At 38.9% G+C, this 17,406-nt stretch carries 16 protein-coding genes and 4 pseudogenes; 9 read left to right on the plus strand and 11 right to left on the minus strand.

Going from position 1 to position 17,406, the window contains the following annotated elements; genetic code table 11:
• The first annotated feature begins 57 nt into the window (after positions 1-57).
• From E0H94_RS14345 to trpC, 3 genes are read left to right on the plus strand one after another with little or no spacing between them, the layout of a single operon-like run.
• On the plus strand, positions 58-642 hold the full coding sequence (locus E0H94_RS14345) for an anthranilate synthase component II (protein ID WP_131327134.1): 585 nt from the start codon (positions 58-60) through the stop codon (positions 640-642).
• Positions 643-1,689 (plus strand): anthranilate phosphoribosyltransferase, encoded by a 1,047-nt coding sequence (trpD, locus tag E0H94_RS14350; RefSeq protein ID WP_131327135.1) that lies wholly within the window; start codon positions 643-645, stop codon positions 1,687-1,689.
• Positions 1,690-1,703: 14 nt separating this feature from the next.
• Positions 1,704-2,510: an indole-3-glycerol phosphate synthase TrpC gene (trpC, locus tag E0H94_RS14355; protein WP_131327136.1), complete on the plus strand. Its 807-nt coding sequence runs from the start codon at positions 1,704-1,706 to the stop codon at positions 2,508-2,510.
• Between the two features lie 125 nt (positions 2,511-2,635).
• Here trpC and E0H94_RS14360 read toward each other — a convergent pair whose 3' ends face one another.
• Positions 2,636-3,817, minus strand: a complete 1,182-nt coding sequence (locus E0H94_RS14360) for a hypothetical protein (RefSeq protein WP_131327137.1) — start codon at positions 3,815-3,817, stop codon at positions 2,636-2,638.
• A gap of 217 nt (positions 3,818-4,034) precedes the next feature.
• Between E0H94_RS14360 and E0H94_RS14365 the strand changes: the two genes are divergently transcribed.
• Positions 4,035-4,721 carry a Smr/MutS family protein gene (locus E0H94_RS14365; protein WP_131327138.1) on the plus strand — a complete coding sequence of 229 codons (687 nt, stop codon included), beginning with the start codon at positions 4,035-4,037 and terminating at the stop codon, positions 4,719-4,721.
• A gap of 93 nt (positions 4,722-4,814) precedes the next feature.
• Positions 4,815-5,363, plus strand: coding sequence for a GTP cyclohydrolase I FolE (gene folE, locus E0H94_RS14370; RefSeq protein ID WP_171304967.1), 549 nt, complete (start codon positions 4,815-4,817; stop codon positions 5,361-5,363).
• 56 nt (positions 5,364-5,419) lie between these two features.
• Here the strand turns inward: folE and E0H94_RS14375 are convergent.
• The 3 genes and pseudogenes from E0H94_RS14375 to E0H94_RS14385 all read right to left on the minus strand — a co-directional run.
• Positions 5,420-5,763: pseudogene (locus E0H94_RS14375) on the minus strand (arsenical resistance protein ArsH); the annotation flags it as partial.
• Positions 5,757-5,938, minus strand: a pseudogene (locus E0H94_RS14380) (arsenical-resistance protein); the annotation flags it as partial. The pseudogenes E0H94_RS14375 and E0H94_RS14380, both read right to left, overlap by 7 nt.
• Before the next feature lie 264 nt (positions 5,939-6,202).
• Positions 6,203-6,526 (minus strand): ArsR/SmtB family transcription factor, encoded by a 324-nt coding sequence (locus tag E0H94_RS14385; RefSeq protein WP_131327139.1) that lies wholly within the window; start codon positions 6,524-6,526, stop codon positions 6,203-6,205.
• Positions 6,527-6,616: 90 nt separating this feature from the next.
• Here E0H94_RS14385 and arsC point away from each other — a divergent pair.
• Positions 6,617-7,039: pseudogene (gene arsC, locus E0H94_RS14390) on the plus strand (arsenate reductase (glutaredoxin)).
• Positions 7,040-7,093: 54 nt separating this feature from the next.
• Here arsC and E0H94_RS14395 read toward each other — a convergent pair.
• The 4 genes from E0H94_RS14395 to hemE all read right to left on the minus strand — a co-directional run bounded on the left by E0H94_RS14395 (position 7,094) and on the right by hemE (position 11,547).
• Complete coding sequence (locus E0H94_RS14395; protein WP_131327140.1) at positions 7,094-8,977, minus strand: DUF4105 domain-containing protein; 1,884 nt, start codon at positions 8,975-8,977, stop codon at positions 7,094-7,096.
• Between the two features lie 62 nt (positions 8,978-9,039).
• Positions 9,040-9,510 (minus strand): DUF3015 family protein, encoded by a 471-nt coding sequence (locus E0H94_RS14400; protein WP_131327141.1) that lies wholly within the window; start codon positions 9,508-9,510, stop codon positions 9,040-9,042.
• Between the two features lie 142 nt (positions 9,511-9,652).
• Positions 9,653-10,453 (minus strand): DUF817 family protein, encoded by an 801-nt coding sequence (locus tag E0H94_RS14405; RefSeq protein WP_413773022.1) that lies wholly within the window; start codon positions 10,451-10,453, stop codon positions 9,653-9,655.
• Between the two features lie 23 nt (positions 10,454-10,476).
• On the minus strand, positions 10,477-11,547 hold the full coding sequence (gene hemE, locus E0H94_RS14410; RefSeq protein WP_131327143.1) for a uroporphyrinogen decarboxylase: 1,071 nt from the start codon (positions 11,545-11,547) through the stop codon (positions 10,477-10,479).
• Between the two features lie 202 nt (positions 11,548-11,749).
• On the opposite strand from hemE, the gene E0H94_RS14415 reads away from it, so the two are divergent.
• Both E0H94_RS14415 and E0H94_RS14420 read left to right on the plus strand, forming a co-directional pair.
• Positions 11,750-12,988 carry a L,D-transpeptidase family protein gene (locus tag E0H94_RS14415; RefSeq protein WP_131327144.1) on the plus strand — a complete coding sequence of 413 codons (1,239 nt, stop codon included), beginning with the start codon at positions 11,750-11,752 and terminating at the stop codon, positions 12,986-12,988.
• Positions 12,989-13,161: 173 nt separating this feature from the next.
• Positions 13,162-13,851, plus strand: coding sequence for a pirin family protein (locus tag E0H94_RS14420; RefSeq protein ID WP_131327145.1), 690 nt, complete (start codon positions 13,162-13,164; stop codon positions 13,849-13,851).
• Between the two features lie 259 nt (positions 13,852-14,110).
• Here E0H94_RS14420 and E0H94_RS18745 read toward each other — a convergent pair.
• From E0H94_RS18745 to E0H94_RS14435, 3 genes and pseudogenes are all read right to left on the minus strand, one after another.
• Positions 14,111-14,311, minus strand: a pseudogene (locus tag E0H94_RS18745) (capsule assembly Wzi family protein); the annotation flags it as partial.
• Between the two features lie 170 nt (positions 14,312-14,481).
• Entirely contained in the window at positions 14,482-16,008 is a 1,527-nt protein-coding gene (gene lysS, locus E0H94_RS14430; RefSeq protein ID WP_131327146.1) for a lysine--tRNA ligase, read from the minus strand.
• 128 nt (positions 16,009-16,136) lie between these two features.
• Positions 16,137-16,577: an SRPBCC family protein gene (locus tag E0H94_RS14435; protein WP_131327147.1), complete on the minus strand. Its 441-nt coding sequence runs from the start codon at positions 16,575-16,577 to the stop codon at positions 16,137-16,139.
• Positions 16,578-16,864: 287 nt separating this feature from the next.
• Here E0H94_RS14435 and E0H94_RS14440 point away from each other — a divergent pair, with 287 nt between their 5' ends.
• Complete coding sequence (locus tag E0H94_RS14440) at positions 16,865-17,383, plus strand: YqiA/YcfP family alpha/beta fold hydrolase (RefSeq protein ID WP_116761833.1); 519 nt, start codon at positions 16,865-16,867, stop codon at positions 17,381-17,383.
• The last annotated feature ends 23 nt before the right edge of the window (positions 17,384-17,406 follow it).

Consider the following 17,406-nt stretch of genomic DNA (forward strand, 5'->3'; position numbering starts at 1 on the left):
ACGAGTATAAAAAAAATTTAGCTATAACTTTATGCAACTCAAGAGGTTACATCTGAAATGCTTCTCATGATCGACAATTATGACTCCTTTACTTACAACATCGTGCAATATTTTGGCGAGTTGAACCAAGAAGTGAACGTAGTCCGTAATGATGCCGTGACGTTGGAAGATATTGAACGATGGCAACCGAAGTATTTGGTCATTGGTCCAGGACCTTGCTCACCTACTGAAGCAGGCATTTCTATTCCAGCCATTCAACATTTTGCTGGAAAAATTCCATTACTCGGTGTGTGCTTAGGTCATCAAAGTATCGGACAAGCTTTTGGCGGCAATATCGTTCGCGCCAAAACCGTTATGCATGGGCGTTTATCGGACATGTATCACAGTGACAAGGGCATCTTTAGCAATCTACCTTCCCCATTTTCAGCAACCCGCTACCACTCTTTGGTGATTGATCAAGCGAGTTTGCCAGATTGCCTAGAAGTCACTTGCTGGACCCAAGAAGCTGATGGCTCAATGGAAGAAATTATGGGCGTAAAACATAAGACACTGCCTGTCGAAGGTGTGCAGTTCCACCCTGAATCGATCCTCAGCCAACACGGTCACCAAATCTTCAAAAACTTTTTAGAGATTTATGCATAAATGAATATTCAACAAGCTTTAAATCATATTACCAAGAACATCCACCTGACTCAGCCACAAATGGAAGAGGTCATGCGCACCATCATGAATGGTGAAGCCACAGATGCACAAATTGGTGCATTAATGATGGGGCTGCGTCTAAAAGGTGAAAGTATTGATGAAATTACGGCTGCTGCACGTGTCATGCGTGAATTTGCCATTAAAATTGATGTCAGCGACGTCCCAAACCTGATTGATATTGTCGGTACGGGTGGTGATGGACAGAACCTATTTAATGTTTCAACCGCTTCCGCCTTTGTGATTGCTGCGGCTGGAGCCACCATTGCCAAGCATGGTAACCGAGGCGTTTCAACCAAGTCAGGTTCATCCGACTTGTTAGAACAAGCTGGCATTCAGCTTGATTTGAATATGCAACAAACTGAACGTTGTATTCGTGAAATTGGCGTTGGCTTCCTGTTTGCCCCGAATCATCATAAAGCCATGAAATATGCAGTGGGTCCGCGTAAGGAACTCGGTATCCGTAGCATCTTCAACTTACTTGGCCCGCTTACGAATCCGGCTGGAGTAAAGCGTCTGGTGATTGGTGTATTCTCAAATGAATTATGTCGTCCAATTGCAGAAGTGATGAAGCAACTTGGCGCTGAACACGTGATGGTGGTGCATTCTAAAGACGGACTAGATGAGATCAGCCTCGCCTCTTCCACTTATGTTGCGGAACTGAAAGATGGTGAAGTGACTGAATGGGTGATTAATCCTGAAGATGTCGGGATTGAATCGCAAACCCTCACAGGTTTAATCATTGAAGATTCTGCTGAAAGTTTAGCCCTGATTAAAGATGCGCTTGGCAGAAAAAAATCTGATCGTGGCGCCAAAGCCGCAGACATGATTGCCTTAAATGCTGGTGCAGGCATTTATGTCTCAGGTTTAGCCAAAAGCTATAAACAAGGCGTAGCGTTAGCGCATGATATTATCTACGGTGGGCAGGCTTTAGAAAAAATGAGTGTGCTATCTGAATTTACCAAAACACTCAAACAATACGAAGCTTAAGGAAGGATGCTCACATGGTCGATATCGCCAATACGATTTTAGGCAAAATTGTTGATCGTAAACATGAAGAACTGGCAGCACGCCTCAAGCAACGTAGCCTGCATGATGTAGAACAATGGGCGCAAGAAGCAACACCCGTGCGTGGTTTTGCTCAAGCCCTGATTCACAAACGTCCTGGTGTGATTGCTGAAATCAAAAAAGCTTCTCCTTCAAAAGGGGTTATTCGTGAAAACTTTAATCCTGCGGAAATTGCAGCACAATATGAACAAGCGGGTGCGGCTTGCCTATCGGTTTTAACTGATGTCGATTTTTTCCAAGGTGCGGATGAGAATATTCAAATCGCACGTACGCACTGTGCTTTGCCTGCACTGCGTAAGGACTTCCTAGTCGACCCATACAATGTCATTGAAGCACGTGCCTTACATGCTGACTGTATTTTACTGATTGTGGCCTGCTTGTCAGACCAACAATTAGAAGAAATGTCAAAAACAGCGTTTGAGCATAATTTAGACGTTTTGGTTGAAGTACATGATGAGGAAGAACTTGAACGTGCTCTACAACTTTCTGAGCGCTGCTTGTTAGGGGTAAATAACCGTAATCTGAAGACTTTTGATGTGGACTTAAACACATCAATTCGTTTGAAGAAACTCCTTAGTCCTTCTCGCCTACTCATTACAGAAAGTGGCATTGCAACCCCAGAAGATGTGAAGATGATGCAAGAGCATGATATTCACAGCTTCTTGGTGGGTGAAAGCTTCATGAAACAACCGCGTCCAGACCATGCTTTTAGCGCATTATTTGGACAACCTTTAGAAATTTAAGTCCCAACTAAAAAGGGTAAAACTCTTTTACCCTTTTTTATTAATCATTCAGCAAATTAATACTTATCGTCGGATCAGACTGCCTAATATATTCCAATGATTAATTCAAAACCCTTTTAATTAAATTATTGCTTAAGATCCTTTAGCCATCCATAAATATACGGATCCTTTTTCAATAAACTTGCCACCATTTCACTGCGTTTAGCCTTATCTAATCTCAATAAAATACTTTTGAGCTCCGCATTAATAGAGTTTTCTGGAGCCCCTCTATCACGAGCCTTACCATACCAATCGTGACCAAGATCATATTTATGATTCTCCATGTATATAGCCCCTAATAAGGTACAAGGTCTATAGTCTTGAGAACTATGATCATGTGCTTTTAAACCATGTTCTAGAGCGATATCTGATTTCTTAAGATCCCTTTTAACTCCACCTAAAGTAGTGAAATAAGCGGATAATAATTTGCTGTTTTTATTTAAGGAAATTTTTGTATTTTCTAGAAATCTTTCAGCTTCTTTACTAGCTTTACATTTTCTTAATTGGCTAGAAGCATTGATAGCATACCAGTCTGATTTAGTTACTTCATATAGTTTAAGGTAAAAGTCGGCTTCTACACGATGAAATTTTATTTTAACTTCACCAGTAAAAAACTCTCGTCCTTCAGAACTTAACCAAATAGCATCTTGCTCCTGTAATCTTTGTTGGTTATCTAATAAATTCAATATATTAAGTAGTTTATATCTCTGCTTGTTGCCAATAAGATAAGGATGAATTTCATATTTACTTAAAAGAGCTTTCTCTCTTTGTTGTGCAATATATTTTGGATCAGATTCTAATTTCTTTCTTCTCTCACGTTCAGCTTGTTCTCTAGCTTTTCTTTCTTGAACTAATTTTTCTTGACGTTTTTGCTCTTCAATACGCTCTAACTCCTTAAGCTTTTCTAGGTACATTTGTTCTTCTTCTAAACGTTTTTTATATACGATTCTGTCATTAGCAGATTCTTTTTTATATTGATTAAAAGAGATTTTCCCTTCAACAAGGTCATGTAAAGCATTCAGATTATTGCGAAGTAAATAGGCTTTTTCTGGCAAAGTTAAACTGTCATTCTGCTTCGTTTTTAATTTCTGGATGATTTTATAAAGCATACTGTGGGGGATTATTGAACTTTCTATATGGTCTAAATAGTAAAAAGCAGCATCTTTCTTCATGTCATCAATATTTTTTTGATGTTTTTGAGCATCTTCAACTGTGACCTTTCCCTGATAATTAGAACGATATGAGTTTTTAAAAGTATTTCTATTCATTTCAAGTATTAAAATTATAAGCTATTAAATAGTTATACAAAATCATATCCAAATTTGGAATATTTTTTCTTAATCTAAACTGAATTTTAATAATTATAAAAAAATGAGCTGTTCATCTCTTACTTTAATTCAATATAACATCCTGTGAGTTCAATTTGCAGCAATTTCAGATTATAATTGCCGCTTAAACCCCATCTTGCAGTTATTTCTGGACATTATGAGCAAACATGATTCATCGCTTTCTAAAGATCAGTACAACTTACTGAAGGCTTTTAAAAAGCAAATTAATCATCCACATTCAACCGCTGCTGAACAGCAAGTTGAAGCGAAAAAGCAAGCTGTAATAGCTGAGCCAGATGATGCCGAATTATTTCTAAAATCCATGCAAGGTGTACAAAAAATGGATGTCGGCAATATCGCTCAGATTGCCAAAAGTTCGAAAAAGAAATTAGATGCTCAGGTTTTAGCAAAGCGAGCAGCGGCTATTGGTCCAACTGAATCTGAAATGGCTGAACTTTCCGACACACAAGCCATGCTCAACCCAGTTGCCAGTCAAGCGAATTTGAGTTATCGCATTGCGACGTTGCAACATAAGGTTTTTGAAGATTTAAAAGCAGGTAAAATACGTTGGTTTGAAGCGGTAGATTTACATGGCTGCACCGTAGAGCAAGCCCGTGCTGCCGTACTTCAAATTATTCAAATGGCAAAAGATGAAAATCAGAATGTCATTAAAATTGTACACGGCAAAGGTCCTGAAGCTATTTTAAAAACCTATGTGAATGGCTGGTTACGTCAGCATCGTGATGTACTGGCATTTGTGAGTGCACCGGATAATCAGGGTGGTACGGGCGCGGTTTTAGTTTTACTAAAACGTTCAGAAAAAAATCCAAAACACAAACAGTAATCGGATTTTGATATTAAACACGGTATTTTTTCGGTTTTCTGGTACAATGCCGTCCTTGTTCAATATAAGAGTAAGTGAAAACGTCTTATGTCTATGCAGCAATCCTACGCAAACATTTTAACTGCCGTTGGTGAAGACCTGAATCGTCCAGGTTTACTTGATACACCTGTGCGTGCTGCTAAAGCGTTTTCGTATTTAACGTCTGGTTATAGTAAGACGCTAGAAGAAGTGACCAATAAAGCGGTGTTCCCATCGGACAACCGTGAAATGGTCTTGGTGAAAAATATTGAATTTTATTCGCTTTGCGAACACCATCTCCTCCCGTTCTATGGTCGTGTGCATATCGCTTATTTACCTGAAGGTCATGTGCTTGGCTTATCTAAATTTGCTCGCATTACTGAAATGTTCGCACGTCGTTTACAAATTCAGGAAAATTTGACCCAGCAAATTGCCGAAGCTGTTGCTGAAGTCACTCAGGCACGTGGTGTTGCTGTGGTGATTGATTCTGCGCATATGTGCATGATGATGCGCGGTGTCGGTAAACAAGAGTCAACCACACGTACCGTTTCATTTATTGGGGAATTTAAAACCGATAAAGAATCACGTCGTGAATTCCTCAGTGCAGTACCTGAAAGTTACTGATTCATCTCAAATGAATTAAAAAATAAACCCCGAAACACTCGGGGTTTATTTTTATCTTATAGTGAACGCTGATTCACGCACTTCGACAACTGCTCTGCGGTTTCAACACGTTCCGAATAACAATCCGTTAAATAGGCTGACTGTCCACGGGTCAACAAGGTAAATTTATACAATTCTTCCAGCACATCCACGATGCGGGTATAGAAAGATGAATCTGTCATTGAGCCATCTTCTTCAAATTTCAAGAATGCTTTTGGAATCGAATACTGGTTTGGAATGATGATCATACGCATTTGATTGAGTGCACTAAAGATTGTGAACCACCACAAACTTGCATCAAGACCAGTATTTTACTCTGTGTAGCTCGAATAGCCTCTGCTGCCAGCGGAATCCAGTCAAGGTTCGTTTATCTTTAAAACTTCTGGTAAAGCTGTATAGTCCACCTTTGCCAACGGTGGATACATCATCACAATAAGACCGATGGCAATTGGAATATTGACACTGCCGACATGCATTTGATTTAAAACAACCGAAGTTTGCGGGATAAATACCCCAATAGCAACGCCAAGGGCCATGGCAATAAAAATCCACAAGGTTAAATTGCAGTCCAAAAAGAAAGTCTAGAAGTCGACAGGTATTTTCTCAATCAGGGAGATTTGTTTTATATAGCGAATAGATCTCATTCGATAGATTTTTTGATCAGCTTAAAACAAACAAGCATCCAACATTCTAAATACAAGATACATCCAATTCTGATTCTATTTAATCAGGACCGCATCTGGTCATTAAATTCATTCAAACATCAGCTATCGTACAATAAACCTGCTAAATACAGTGAATCAATCACAATGGATATTGGTCAAAGTATTCAAATAAAAAGTTTCTCTGTCTGTTTGTGCTGACTGAGCAATGATCTTTAACACCGCATTTGCCCATTCAGGTAAATCTGGATTCACACGGTAATACACCCATTGCCCTTTGCGCTGATCCAATAAAACCGATAAATTTCTAAGCAATGCCAAATGTCGTGAAATTTTAGGCTGACTCAATTGCAATAATTCCGTCAGTTCACACACACATACATTTTCTCTCACAAGTACCCACTTAATAATGTCCAAGCGAGTAGGGTCAGAGAGACATTTAAAGAAATTAGTTTGATCCATTTTACAGCCCAAAATTTAGTAATCCTTGATATATGTATATCAATATATAAATGCAATAAAGTTTATTTAACGAAAGATGATGTCTAAAAAATGATTAAGATTTATCATAATCCTGCTTGTGGTACGTTCAGAAATACCCTTGGTCTCATATAAAACACGGGTCAAAAACCAGAAATTATTAAATATCTTAAAACACTACCTAATAAACAAGAATTGATTGATTTAATCAAGCACTCAGGCTTATCTGTACGTGAAGTACTACGCAAAAATGTTCCACCTTATGAGGAATTACAACTAGAACAGTCAACGCATAACGATGAGCAACTTATTGATTTTATGCTGCAATATCAAATTTTAATCAATAGACCTTTTGCAGTAACAGAACTCGATATGAGATTATGTCGACCCTCTGAAGTCGTTCTTGAAATTTTTACAGAGCCACAACGTAGTAGTTTTAGCAAAGAAGATGATGAGCCATTAATCAATAAACATGGGAAATTGATTAAAAATTAAAATGTATTCAAGAAAAAAGGCGCTTACAATGCACCTTTTTTCCTCTGCTTAAGTTCAGAAAAATCGGACATAACCGAAGCTCAGCTTATTCCAATCTTTTTCATCTTGATATTGATACTCCCACCCCACGCGTAATGCATTCTGCGCATTCAATGCATACTGTACTTGCGAATTCAATCGAACTTGCCATTGATGCGAATCTTCCCAATATGGCAATTCGACCTGCACAATCGAATTAATATGGTCTGTCCAAATGTTCTGACAACCGACCATCGGCCCTATACCCAATCGCCAGCCTTTATCTAATGATTTTCCACCCTGAAAATAGGTTTGCATTTGCGCATAACATAGATTCTCTCGTTTTGAGTCCGCATAGCTGTAGCCCATCTGCATTTTTAAACTGGCAACACCATGTTGATCCTGCTCGCTAAAATGCCCTGACGAATCAGTCGCTTCTTGTTGCCAACCCAGATTAAATCCCCATGTCAACGGCGTTTTAAACGCTGTAATCGGGTTATAAGAATTTACTGTCAGAAAGTCGAAATGTTCTAACTTCAACTCATCCTCACGCAATTGAATAGCCCCATCCCAAAACAACAATTGTGTTCCTATACGGTATCCGCCTTGAGGATCAATCAAATCATGATAGGCTTGACGATGTCCCAACTCAATAAATTCATCGCCTTGCACAGTTCCTGCTTTTACAGAGAAATTTCGAGCATCATGTGATTGTGTGGGGTCAATACGTGGACGTTTGGGCGCTTGACGCTGCTTATCTAAATCGATCGTACTACGTAAAATGAGTAATTCACGAAGATTAGGCTGTGCAAAAGCAACATCTACTTTACGTGCGACCAATTGCAAATACAGATCGTCATAGGCCATTTCTAAAATTTTGGCACGATCTTCCGCAGAATAAGCTGCCAAAATTTCCAGTCTTTGTTTTTGTTCAGTAAAAGCAACCTGATGGGCTGTTTTGGCCAAACTTTGCCCATGCTGTTTGGCTTGTGCCAATAATTGGGTTTCTAAGGCAGGACGATAGACTGTCTCACGAACAATCCCTTGCTGATCAATGGCTTTAATGGTCTGCATTGGAATTGCTGCGACTTTAAACTGTTGACTTAAATTGAGTTCGGGACGCACCAAATCAATCAGCCCTAACAGACGATAAGCACAGTTATCGCTGACAAAATAATAGGGAAAAGTCACATGTTGCATTTCCCAAATATGCTGTACCAAAAAGCGAGTTTCTTCTGGGTTTAAATTGAGTTCATATTCCCACAAGTCACGACTTTCTAAGTCCCCATATTCTTTTACCTTGCGATAATATGGCATTAAAGAGTATTCGCCAGGATATTGTCCAGTTAAGCCTTTCCAAGCAAAGGCCCAACCATCCGCGCTTGCGACCGTGGCTGCATAGTTCACCGCATAAGAAACCAAGTTTAATTGTTTCTGGTCTTTGGGATCTAAACGCAATAAGGTATGCCCAAACATCGAACTCGGATTACCCATAAAGTCAGTTGCATAAATTAAAGTGGCTTTATAGGGTTTAATTTCACCAAGCCATTTGTCTAATTCAGGACATTCAACTTGTGGTAAATCTGTCGCGGAAATCTTCAGTTGCTTGATTAACCATTGACTGCGTGCTGGAAATCGGCAGCGAACAGATTGATTCGGAGCCGCCGTTAGAAACAGCGCTTCGATATTGCTATTTAATTCATTTTGTAAATGTGTCTGCCCTTCTGGGCTAAGAAAATAGCCCGTATAGTGAACTTCACTGTGCCCTTTGGAGTCGGCATACATTAATCTTTGCCAAGTTGTCTCTTGCACCAGGTGTTTCTGGGTCGCCATTTGAACATAGTGCATAGAGGGTGTAGGTTCAACGGCATACGCCAGACTAGAACCGAATAAAGCTGTAAATAATGCAATCTTTTTCATTAAATTTAATATTTTTAGATATAAAAAACCCTGTCAGATTGACAGGGTTTTACAACAATCAATTAGACATAAGCTTTGAGGACAGCATCTTTTGCCATTACAGCTTGTAGAGAAGTGAGTACTTGGTAAGAATCTTTATTCTCTGTAGAATAAATTTCAGCAAAATTTTGCTTAGATACAGCAAAGAAACGGGCTTTATCTTCTGCTTTAATATTGAGTAATTCAGCCAATACATTCAAGCTTTCGCCCTGACCCACTGCCATATCACGCGCCAATGCTTCTGCATTTTCATTGGTAAACGTGACTGCTTGTGCAGTGACTGTACCCGAACCACTACAACCGAGAGTACCAAAGGTGATACCAAATAATTGGTTGGCAAATAAACCATTTGTTGTAGCGGCAAGTAACTTCGGCACTTTACCTGATTGACCCGCCCAAATCTCAGAACCAATACCGCAACCTGCATCGCTATCTGCAAATGCTGCTGTAGAACCTATTGCCAATACTGCTGCTAACGCTACTTTTTTTAACATCGCACTTCTCCAGAATTATTCTCTGAGTGTTCTAATTATTTACATGTAATGATGGATTACACAAACTTAGATTATCTGCATATCTTTAATAACGCAAAATAATTTATATTAAAGTTAAAAAAACAAAACTAAACTATTCATATTAATCATTATTTAACTGCCAATCACCCTTTGAGTTGCGTATTCCAAGTATTTTCAAGACTAAAACTAGACTTAACAACAGCAACAAATACCATGAACCCAGCTTTCCCCAACCCACCATATGCCAAGCATCAACCTGACTTGGATAAAGCCAAATTTTGTAAAAAGTACTCACATTTTCGGCAAGCCAAATAATAAAAGCCAAGACCCACAGAATAGGTAACATCGGCAGTTGAATGGTGTGATGGTGTAATTCAAAACGAATCTTGGTTTTCCAGAACAGCACGATACTCCAGCAAAACAAGACATAGCGAATATCTGGAATAAAGAATTTGCTCATAAAATTTAAATAAGACAACACTGCCAAAGTCAACATATGACTAAATTTAGGCAAAGCCTTAAAAGACACAGTATAAAGTCGTAAAGAACGAGCAAAAAAACTTCCGACCGCTGAATACATAAACCCAGCAAATAAAGGCACTGTCCACAGTTTAAAAATTGCAGGTTGTGGATATTGCCATGAAGCAATGGCTGGATGCGTAAGGAAAATTTCCATCCCCATTGCCATAATGTGAAACAGTGCAATGACTCTGGCTTCTGCCCAAGATTCTAATTTTAAATATAATAAGCAGCATTGAATAATTAAGGCATAAAACAACAGGTAATCATAACGATAAAAACCATAATGCGGTTCATAACCTAAAGGCGCAGTAAACACAAAAGCCAATAATAAAAGTATTCCAAATAAGGCAGCCGAAGCTGCCTTATAAGAAAACTCAACACAAGATTGAGCAACACGCAACACAGTAAATACTCAACCTAAATTTATAGATACTTTGCGCTATATTCATGTACGGTGTCGATAAACACTTTCGGATGATCTGGGTTCACCCATTGGGTAATACCATGACCCAAATTCGCAATATATCCCGTTTTTTCACCATTGGCATAAGCTTCATCCAACATAGCTCGAGTAGCTTTTTGAATCGTTTGTGATGAACCATATAAAGTTGCCGGATCCAAATTGCCCTGTAACGCTGCACGACCATTCACGATTTTACGTGCTACAGACAATGGCGTCGTCCAGTCCAATCCTAGCGCATCTGCACCTGTTGCAACCATTGGCTCTAACCATTGACCACCACCCTTGGTGAATAAAATCACTGGAATTTTGCGACCATCTTTTTCACGTTTTAAACCGCAGATAATTTTCTGCATGTAATTTAATGAAAATTCGATATATTCACGATGTGCTAATGCACCGCCCCAACTGTCAAAAATTTGAACAGCTTGCGCACCCGCATCAATTTGCGCATTTAAATAGTCAATCACTGCAATAGCCAAACGATCAAGCAAAGCATGTAAAACTTCAGGCTGTGCGTACATCATGTGCTTGGTAAAGCGGAAGTCTTTGCTGGAACCGCCTTCAACCATATAAGTCGCTAAAGTCCAAGGACTTCCCGAAAAGCCAATCAGTGGCACTTGTCCACCTAAAGCTGAACGAATGGTCGATACCGCATTCATGACATAATCTAAATCAGACTTTGCATTGAATGTCGGTAAATTCATGACATCTTGCTCAGTACGTACAGTTTTATGAAACTTTGGACCTTCGCCTGCCTCAAAATACAGACCCAAACCTAAGGCATCTGGAACGGTCAAAATGTCCGAAAATAAAATTGCGGCATCTAAGTCATAACGACGTAAAGGTTGTAAGGTCACTTCACATGCAAACTCGGTGTTTTTACATAAAGAAAGGAAATCACCTGCCTTTGCACGTGTTTCACGATACTCAGGTAAATAGCGTCCTGCCTGACGCATCATCCATACAGGCGTAGTATCAACAGGCTCACGCAATAAAGCACGCAGAAAACGATCATTTTTTAAGGTCGCCATTGACTTTCCTAACTTAATTTAATCTTTGCAGCATCATAACAAAAAGGACTAAATTTTAATAACTTCTAACACGATTAAAATTTAATGTTCTTGTTGGACAAATGTCTATTTACACAAAACAAATACTGCATCTGCCATTTTTTTCTGCAATACTTGCGTCGTTTGTCACTTAGTAAATGAATAATTCTTAAGGTTGAATTACATGTTCGTTCGCACAATACTCGCAATGAGTTTAGGCTGCCTTTTTGCTGGCACAGCTTTTGCCACAGCTACTACTGCTGAACAACCATTAAAGCCCAAAGTCGTTACCAATACTGCCGTAGAAGACCCAATTAATCCTCTTGCAATAGGCTCTGCATCTTCAGCGCAAGATACACAAATTACGCCTCAAGAACAGCAAGACTTAAATAAGGCGTCGCAAACTTTACAAAATCTTCAACAAACTGAAGATAATACAGCAGATATTGGAACTGCTCCAGCCAGCTCAGCTGTAGCAACAAGTGCGGCAACAGCACCTACCTCTCCTGCTGCAAAGGCCTCTTGGACACTTGATGGTCTAAATAATGCATCTTGGTTTGACAATATTGGTAAAGGTCAATTCCCTGTTTATGCACGAACGCAAGTCATGTTGAATAACTCACATGCTTCACCAGGTGCAATTGATGGTTCCAGTGGTAAAAATACCTTAAAAGCACTTGCTACTTTTCAACAAATGAATGGTTTACAGCCAACAGGGACTTTAACCAAACAAACTTGGGATGCCTTAGTCGCTAAACAAGGGAATCGTCCAGCATTCGTAGAATACACCATTACCGATGCTGACCTTAAAGGTCCCTATGCACCGTCTATTCCACACGACTACGCATTACAAGCCAAAATGAAAGGTTTGTACTACACTCGTGTGACAGAAATGTTGGGTGAAAAATTCCATATGGATGAAGATTTCTTGAAGAAACTTAATCCAAAAGCAACATTCAAGAAAGCTGGTGAAAAGATTATTGTGACGAATATTCGCAATGAACTCCCAGAAGACATTCATTTAATTGTTGCGCATAAAGGTGCTAAACAACTGTATCTATTTAATAGCCGCAACCAAATGATTGCTTCTTTCCCTGCGACCATTGGTAGCTCAGATACACCCTCTCCTGAAGGCACCTATAAAGTCACTGGCGTAGCACCAAACCCTTGGTATAGCTACTCACCAAGCAACTTTGTTCAAGGTAAAAACTTAAAGCCACTTTCTTTACCACCTGGTCCAAACGGTCCAGTAGGTAACATTTGGATTGGTCTAAGCAAAAAATCATTTGGTATTCACGGTACACCTAACCCATCTGCAATTTCAAAAACTGCATCGCATGGTTGTATCCGTTTAACCAACTGGGATGCCAACGACCTCGGTAAAAAAGTTCGTTCTGGCGTGACTGTAAAATTCCTTAATTAATTCTAGCAATTAGCCCTAAATAGCCTGCACATGCAGGCTATTTTTTTAAGTTAAATTTCTGATCCTATTTTGTGTTGCAAAAATAGAATGAATTGTCGCTTATATAAGATTTAAACCACATAATCGAAACGCTATGATGAGTTCATGAACAAATTAAAAATAGGATAACGATCATGCAAAGTTATTTACATCGTAGTGAAAATCGCGGTCATGTCAAAGCAGGATGGCTCGAGTCTAAACATAGTTTTTCTTTTGGCAGTTGGTACGATCCAAAATATATGGGGGTAAGCGTATTACGTGTCATTAATGATGACGTGATTGCAGCCCACAATGGCTTCGGCACACACCCACACGACAATATGGAAATTTTGACCTGTGTACTTAAAGGGACTATTTCTCATAAAGACAGTATGGGCAACGAGCGTCATATTTCTGCGGGTGAATGGCAGCTCATGAGTGCGGGTACAGGTGTACAACATAGCGAAATTAATCAGGGCGATGTTCCTGTACACATGCTACAAATTTGGATACATCCTGATATCCGTAATGCCGAACCTAATTATCAACAGATTCAATGTGATCCAAAATTACAACCGAATCAATGGCATGTGATTGCAGGACCCAATAGTGATGCTGCCATGCATATTCGTCAGCAGGCTGAAGTCAAAACTGCCTTTATACAAGCGACGCATAGTTTGGCGATCAAAGCGATGCAGAAATTAAATTATGTCCATGTAATTTCTGGCGAGCTTGAAATTGCGGGTGAGACCTTAAAATCTGGTGATGCTTTAGCATTTGCTGAAGAAGCTGAAATCAAAGCGTTGACAGACAGTCAATTGATTTGGTTTGATTTACCTGTTTAATCAGTACATGCTTTGCTGAGCATCGGATTGATTTAATAATTTCTTTGAATGCTATCTCATTATTGAATGCAACTCATATTTATAACTCTAGAATAAAAAACCTCACAATTGTGAGGTTTTTTTATTCTATTTAGAAATTAATAGCCCCAAGCTTTCGGGTCTAATGGTAAATCAACAGCAACTGAAAGCCCTGTATCATTACCATACACATCTGAATCACTTACCCAACCATTGAATTTCAAAGGAATATCTGGGCGAAGATAGAGTCAATTACTTTTTGTTGTTCTGGTTGACTGATATGTGCTTGAGATAATGCACGTTGGATTTCATCCCCACTCATTGGCCATGTTGAGGTACTAATTTGAATAACGCCTTGTTAATTTAACTAGTTTAAATCCGAACGTAAATCGTCATTATTTACGACAATCCCTTGCGCAAAACCCGATGACGCTGACACCATCAACAACGCCAAAACTAAAGATTTAAAAAAATTATCGTGACTTTCTCGTTACTTAATTCTGCCGACTCCCATATTTTCTTTGATTCAATATTGCAACCTGAGTATTGATTTTTGTTGTAAATCGTCAACAAAAAAACCCGCCGAAGCGGGTTTTTTATTGAATACAGACCTTAGTCTTTCCGGCGCATATGTGGGAATAAAATCACATCACGGATACTTGGTGCATCTGCAAATAACATGACTAAACGGTCAATACCAATACCTTCACCCGCAGTTGGAGGCAAACCATATTCAAGTGCTTCAACAAACTCGGCATCGTAGTGCATCGCTTCATCATCACCCGCATCTTTTTCCTGAACTTGTGCTTGGAAACGCTCTGCTTGATCAATTGGATCATTCAACTCTGAGAAGCCATTTGCCAATTCACGACCACCGATAAAGAATTCAAAACGGTCAGTAATATGCGGATTATCATCATTACGACGTGCTAATGGTGAAGTTTCAGCTGGGTATTCAGTAATAAAGGTTGGCTGGCGAAGTTTAGTTTCAACCGTTTCTTCAAATACGATAGTTTGAAGCTTACCTAAACCAAAACCAGGCTTAACTTGTTCTTTCAACACGTCTTTAGTGAATTTAGCTAAAAACTCGCGGTCATTAACATTTTCAGGGGTAAAGTCTGGGTTGTTTTCCAAGATTGCATCAAACATTGAAATTTTCTTGAACGGCCCTTTAAAGCTGAAGACTTCACCTTGATAAGGCACATCAGTGCTGCCTAAAATATCTAAAGCCAATTTTTCTAGCATATTTTCAGTCAAAGCCATTAAGTCTTTGTAATCTGCATAGGCTTGGTAGAATTCAATCATAGTAAATTCAGGGTTATGACGCGTTGATACCCCTTCATTACGGAAGTTACGGTTAATTTCAAACACGCGCTCAAAACCACCAACCACCAAACGCTTTAAATAAAGTTCTGGTGCAATACGCAAGAACAAAGGCATATCCAAAGCATTATGATGCGTTTCAAATGGACGCGCAGATGCACCACCAGGAATTACATGCATCATTGGTGTTTCAACTTCCATGAAACGTTCGTTGTTCAAGAATGTACGAATTCCTGCAACAACTTTGGCACGAATTTCAAAAGTTTTACGTGTTTCTTCATTCACAATCAAATCAAGATAACGCTTACGGTATTTAACTTCGGTATCATTTAGACCGTGGAACTTATCTGGCAGTGGACGTAATGATTTCGTCAATAATTCAAAATGTTGAATGTGAACATATAAATCACCTTTACCTGAACGACCAATATAGCCTTCTACTGCAATAATATCACCAAGGTCTAAACCTTTAATGGTCGCTAAAGTGGCTTCGTCTAACTCTTTGCGTGCAACATAAAGCTGAATACGACCTGTCATATCTTGAATCACAATGAATGATCCACGATTTAACATGACACGACCTGCAACTTTTACATAAACATGTTCAGTTGCTTCAATCTGCTCTTTCGATTGATCTTCAAATTGTTCTTGTAAATCTTGTGCATAATGTTCGCGCTTGAACGAGTTCGGCCATGGGCTTGCACCCGTTTGTTTGGCTTGCTCTTCAATTTGCTTCAACTTGGCATGACGCTGTGCAATTAAATCGTTTTCGGAAATAGGTTGTTCAGAAGTCGATTGAGCGTTGTTTTGCGTCATCTCTGCCTCGTAAAAATACTAAAAAATGAAGTGCTATAGCATAGCAGATTCATTCATGATTTCGTATGATTTCTCTTAAACAAAATAATGACCGTGAATTTAGCTTTCTTTGCTCTCCCTCAATGATTCTATTGTTCTGCTAATTCTCGAACACGCTGCAATCCTTGTTCAAAAGCTTGCTCCATCATGTATTTATAATCTTCCATCGTTTCCAATTCGACATTCAATACGGTCTTTCCATTAACTTCAGCCAGAGAATATTGTTCGAGTAATCCTTGCCATTGCTGAACTTCAGGGCTAGTTAAATCCTCCACCCCACCTTGCAACAGACCTTGATATTGAAAAATAACTGAACAATGCGGTAGATAAACCAAAATGGTGGCAATCAAACCATCGCCATTACTGTCTATAAATAAAGTTCTTCCACCCACTGTCCAATCGGACTGTATTTTTGATCCTTCCGTAAAGAACTTGGTCCATTCAGTATAGGTATCTGGAGACCAAAGAATATTCCATATTTTTTCAGGGCTTGCCGCTATACTGATACTAAAGTTTAGATGTTCCATCATTTTATTTTTCTCAAGCGAGTTCCTTCCTTCCAAACTACTGAATAATTACAATAAGCTGTAAAATAAATCGTTAAAAAATATTTATCAACTTGGCTAATTTCCAAAGAAAGACAATATATCTCTCTGTTTTATCTATTATTAAAAACTACATCACCCTATCGCATACATCTCCCTTAGACCAAATGCTAAGATCAATGCCAACTGAAGATTCGTAAAATAAAAACAATTTAAAAAAGTTGAAAAGTGAACGTTTATTAATCCGTTCTATCTTTGCAAAAAGAGAGCCTATGAATGCGATAACCATCAATATAGACCAATCGAAAATTCTTTTTTTTCATGGATTAGACTCTTCTAAAGAATCGACCAAATTCCATGCTATTGACTCTGCAAAAAAATATTGTATAGATGTCGATTACAGAAATTTAAACTATTCCACTGTTGCCGAATTCTATAAAAATGCTTTAGTGACTATTAAACCTGACTTATTAATAGGCCACAGTTTAGGCGGATATTGGGCACTCAAAATGTCCTTACAACACCGAATTCCTTGTATTGTAGCGAATCCCAATTTAACTCCAGATTTCCGCTCTGATTATCCTGCAATTACTGAATTAGATTTAGAACATGATATTCCTCAAATTGCCTACATTGAGCTTGGTGATGAGGTTTTAGACATGTATGCGACTACAGCTTTTTTAGAACCCTATATGCAAGTCGAAACGGTTGAAGGTGGACATCATCGACTGGTTACGCCAGAACGCATCAACCATCTCATTCATTATATGGAACAAACCTTTATTTTTTAGCGCAATAAAAAAGCCAATCAAAT

The sequence above is a fragment of the Acinetobacter sp. ANC 4173 genome, from assembly GCF_004331255.1.
Classification (GTDB): Bacteria; Pseudomonadota; Gammaproteobacteria; order Pseudomonadales; family Moraxellaceae; genus Acinetobacter.

Excerpts from the sequence above, each read along its gene's own strand:
- E0H94_RS14345 (WP_131327134.1), top strand. The coding sequence starts at position 58 with ATGCTTCTCATGATCGACAATTATGACTCCTTTACTTACAACATCGTG.
- trpD (WP_131327135.1), top strand. The coding sequence starts at position 643 with ATGAATATTCAACAAGCTTTAAATCATATTACCAAGAACATCCACCTG.
- trpC (WP_131327136.1), top strand. The coding sequence starts at position 1,704 with ATGGTCGATATCGCCAATACGATTTTAGGCAAAATTGTTGATCGTAAA.
- E0H94_RS14360 (WP_131327137.1), bottom strand. The coding sequence starts at position 3,817 with ATGAATAGAAATACTTTTAAAAACTCATATCGTTCTAATTATCAGGGA.
- E0H94_RS14365 (WP_131327138.1), top strand. The coding sequence starts at position 4,035 with ATGAGCAAACATGATTCATCGCTTTCTAAAGATCAGTACAACTTACTG.
- folE (WP_171304967.1), top strand. The coding sequence starts at position 4,815 with ATGCAGCAATCCTACGCAAACATTTTAACTGCCGTTGGTGAAGACCTG.
- E0H94_RS14385 (WP_131327139.1), bottom strand. The coding sequence starts at position 6,526 with ATGGATCAAACTAATTTCTTTAAATGTCTCTCTGACCCTACTCGCTTG.
- E0H94_RS14395 (WP_131327140.1), bottom strand. The coding sequence starts at position 8,977 with ATGAAAAAGATTGCATTATTTACAGCTTTATTCGGTTCTAGTCTGGCG.
- E0H94_RS14400 (WP_131327141.1), bottom strand. The coding sequence starts at position 9,510 with ATGTTAAAAAAAGTAGCGTTAGCAGCAGTATTGGCAATAGGTTCTACA.
- hemE (WP_131327143.1), bottom strand. The coding sequence starts at position 11,547 with ATGGCGACCTTAAAAAATGATCGTTTTCTGCGTGCTTTATTGCGTGAG.
- E0H94_RS14415 (WP_131327144.1), top strand. The coding sequence starts at position 11,750 with ATGTTCGTTCGCACAATACTCGCAATGAGTTTAGGCTGCCTTTTTGCT.
- E0H94_RS14420 (WP_131327145.1), top strand. The coding sequence starts at position 13,162 with ATGCAAAGTTATTTACATCGTAGTGAAAATCGCGGTCATGTCAAAGCA.
- lysS (WP_131327146.1), bottom strand. The coding sequence starts at position 16,008 with ATGACGCAAAACAACGCTCAATCGACTTCTGAACAACCTATTTCCGAA.
- E0H94_RS14435 (WP_131327147.1), bottom strand. The coding sequence starts at position 16,577 with ATGATGGAACATCTAAACTTTAGTATCAGTATAGCGGCAAGCCCTGAA.
- E0H94_RS14440 (WP_116761833.1), top strand. The coding sequence starts at position 16,865 with ATGAATGCGATAACCATCAATATAGACCAATCGAAAATTCTTTTTTTT.